This window comes from Mucilaginibacter sp. P4_E8 (assembly GCF_056401495.1).
In genome coordinates, this window is the sequence record NZ_JBFUJG010000282.1 from 1 (window position 1) to 3,005 (window position 3,005).

Sequence of the window (3,005 nt, forward strand, 5' to 3'; positions counted from 1 at the left end):
GTTGCTGCTGTTGACTGACCTAACACGTCCCATTTTCAATAACTGAAAAATGCTCGTGTTTAACAACTGGTAAAGATCAATTACCGGGTTGACAAAATCTATAGGATCATTAAAAATTTAATTAAACACATTTAAAAACCGTAAAACAATGTCTGCCAACAACTTAAAATTCGAAACCCTACAATTACATGCTGGTCAGGAAGTTGACCCTACTACAGGTGCAAGGGCTGTTCCTATTTATCAAACCACATCGTACGTATTTAATAATGCCGAGCATGGCGCAAACCTTTTCGCGCTGAAAGAATTTGGGAATATATACACCCGTATCATGAACCCTACTACTGATGTGTTTGAAAAACGCATAGCGGCTTTAGAGGGTGGTGTTGCAGCGTTGGCTACCGCATCTGGTCAGGCTTCGCAATTTCTTGCATTAAATAATATATTGCAGGTTGGCGATAACTTTGTGACCTCCCCTTTTTTATATGGTGGTACTTATAACCAGTTTAAGGTTTCCTTTAAACGCCTGGGTATTGATGTCCGCTTTGCTAAAGATGATACCGCCGAAAGTTTAGAAACATTAATTGATGATAAAACCAAAGCTATTTACCTGGAAACCGTTGGTAACCCGGGCTTTACTATTGCCGATTTTGACAAAGTTGGCGCCCTGGCCAAAAAATATGATCTGCCTTTAATAGTCGATAATACATTTGGCGCGGCCGGATATTTATTCCGCCCGTTAGATCATGGGGCACATATCGTAGTGCAATCATCTACCAAATGGATAGGCGGCCATGGCACTACCATAGGCGGTGTAATAGTTGATGGTGGTAATTATAACTGGGCCAACGGAAAATTCCCGCAATTTACCGAACCATCAGAAGGTTATCACGGTTTGGTATTTGCAGATGTATTTGGCATTGGAGGACCGTTTGGCAATATCCAGTTTATTATACGTGCCCGTGTAGAGGGCCTGCGCGATTTTGGCCCTTCACAGGCACCGTTTAATTCATGGCTGAATATACAGGGTTTAGAAACCCTTTCCCTGCGTGTGCAGCGTCATGTTGATAATGCATTGGAGCTGKCCAAATGGCTTGAGAAGCATCCGCAGGTGGCTTCGGTTAATTATCCGGGCCTGCCATCATCCAAATACCATACATTAGCTAAAAAGTATTTAAAAAATGGTTTTGGTGGTGTATTATCATTTGAGATCAAAGGCGATAAACAACAGGCCAGTAACTTTATTGACAGTTTGCAACTGGTAAGTCACCTGGCCAATTTGGGAGATGCTAAAACGTTAATCATTCAGCCATCAGCCACTACACATCAACAGCTTTCAGATGAGGAACAGTTGGCGGCTGGGGTTACGCCAACATCATTACGTGTGTCTGTAGGTATTGAGCATATTGATGATATTAAGGCCGATTTTGTACAGGCATTTGCCAAAATAAAGCAGCTTGCTGCCCAATTAGTATAGTTTTTTTTAAGTGATATAGTAAAGTTGTAACGGATGGTTTTAAGTACTAAGCCTAAAGTCTCAAGTCTAATAACTTCAGACTCAAGACTTCTGACTAAAGACTTAAACCACCCGGAATAACAAAACAGAAGAATGAACACAGAAATATTTAAGTACACACAAACATTTGAGTTCGAGTCAGGTCAGCAGATACAGGAACTGGAAATTGGTTTTCATACCTATGGCAGGTTAAATAAACAGAAAGATAATGTAGTGTGGATTTGCCACGCCCTTACAGCTAATGCTGATGTATTTGACTGGTGGAAAGGATTGGTAGGCACCGGCAGTCTGTTTAACCCTGAGGAACATTTTATAGTATGTGCCAACATATTAGGGTCGCCTTATGGTACAACCAACCCTTTAAGTATTAACCCGGTAACCGGGCAGCCATATTTTCAGGCGTTTCCAAAATTTACCATTCGGGATATTATTAAAGCACATCAATTGCTGGCAGATCATCTGCAGATAGATCATATTCATATCCTGATAGGTGGCTCACTTGGCGGGCAGCAGGCCATTGAATGGGGTATCATAGAACCGGAGCGTATTAAAAACCTGATCCTGATAGCTACCAACGCGCGTCATTCTCCCTGGGGAATTGCCTTTAACGAGTCACAGCGCCTCGCTATCAGTACCGACCGTACTTTTTATGCCAATACATCTGATGGCGGTCAAAAAGGGCTTAAAGCGGCAAGGAGCATAGCCCTGCTCTCCTATCGCGGTTATAAAACTTATTCAATAACCCAACAGGAAGAAACCGATAGTAAAACAGATGATTACCGTGCTGCTACTTACCAAAATTACCAGGGCGAAAAATTAGTGAACAGGTTTAATGCGCATAGTTACTGGTATTTAACCAAAACTATGGATTCGCACAACGTAGGGCGCAATCGTAATGGGGTTGAAAAGGCACTTAGTCATATCAAGGCCCGTACATTGGTGATCGGTATTAAATCAGATGTATTATTTCCAATTGAGGAGCAGGAATACTTGTTCAGGCACATTCCCAAATCGGCTTTTGCCGAACTGGATTCGTTTTATGGACATGATGGGTTTTTAATTGAAACAGAAGCATTAACAAATATCATCACATCGTTTTTTAAAACTGATGTAAAAGGAAAAATTATAGAATTGCAACGTACAGCGTAATGAGTAAAAAGTTAAATATCGGATTATTTGGATTTGGAGTAGTTGGACAGGGACTATATGATATCATCAAAACAAAACACTTAAATCTTGAAATAGTTAAAATTGCGATCAAGGACGAACATAAACAACGCTCCTTACCAGCACATTTATTTACAACTGACAGGGACGAACTACTTAACAATCCGGAGATCAACACCATTGTTGAGCTGATAAATGATACCGAAGCCGCATTTGAAATTGTATCAAGAGCACTTAGCACGGGTAAAAACGTGGTTTCGGCCAGTAAAAAAATGATAGCCCTGCATTTGGACGAGTTGATCGATCTGCAGCATAAATATGGCAC

At 41.0% G+C, this 3,005-nt stretch carries 2 protein-coding genes and 1 pseudogene; all 3 read left to right on the top strand.

Annotated elements, in window-relative coordinates; translation table 11 throughout:
* The first annotated feature begins 148 nt into the window (after positions 1 to 148).
* Positions 149 to 1,474, top strand: a complete 1,326-nt coding sequence (locus tag AC1DRQ_RS30455; protein WP_477429712.1) for an O-acetylhomoserine aminocarboxypropyltransferase/cysteine synthase family protein — start codon at positions 149 to 151, stop codon at positions 1,472 to 1,474.
* A 132-nt stretch (positions 1,475 to 1,606) separates the two neighbouring features.
* Positions 1,607 to 2,662 carry a homoserine O-acetyltransferase family protein gene (locus AC1DRQ_RS30460; RefSeq protein WP_477429714.1) on the top strand — a complete coding sequence of 352 codons (1,056 nt, stop codon included), beginning with the start codon at positions 1,607 to 1,609 and terminating at the stop codon, positions 2,660 to 2,662.
* A pseudogene (locus AC1DRQ_RS30465) lies at positions 2,662 to 3,005 on the top strand (homoserine dehydrogenase); the annotation flags it as partial. The gene AC1DRQ_RS30460 and the pseudogene AC1DRQ_RS30465, both read left to right, overlap by 1 nt.

Bases quoted from the DNA above. Each gene is read 5' to 3' on its own strand.
- AC1DRQ_RS30460 (WP_477429714.1), top strand. From the start codon at position 1,607: ATGAACACAGAAATATTTAAGTACACACAAACATTTGAGTTCGAGTCA.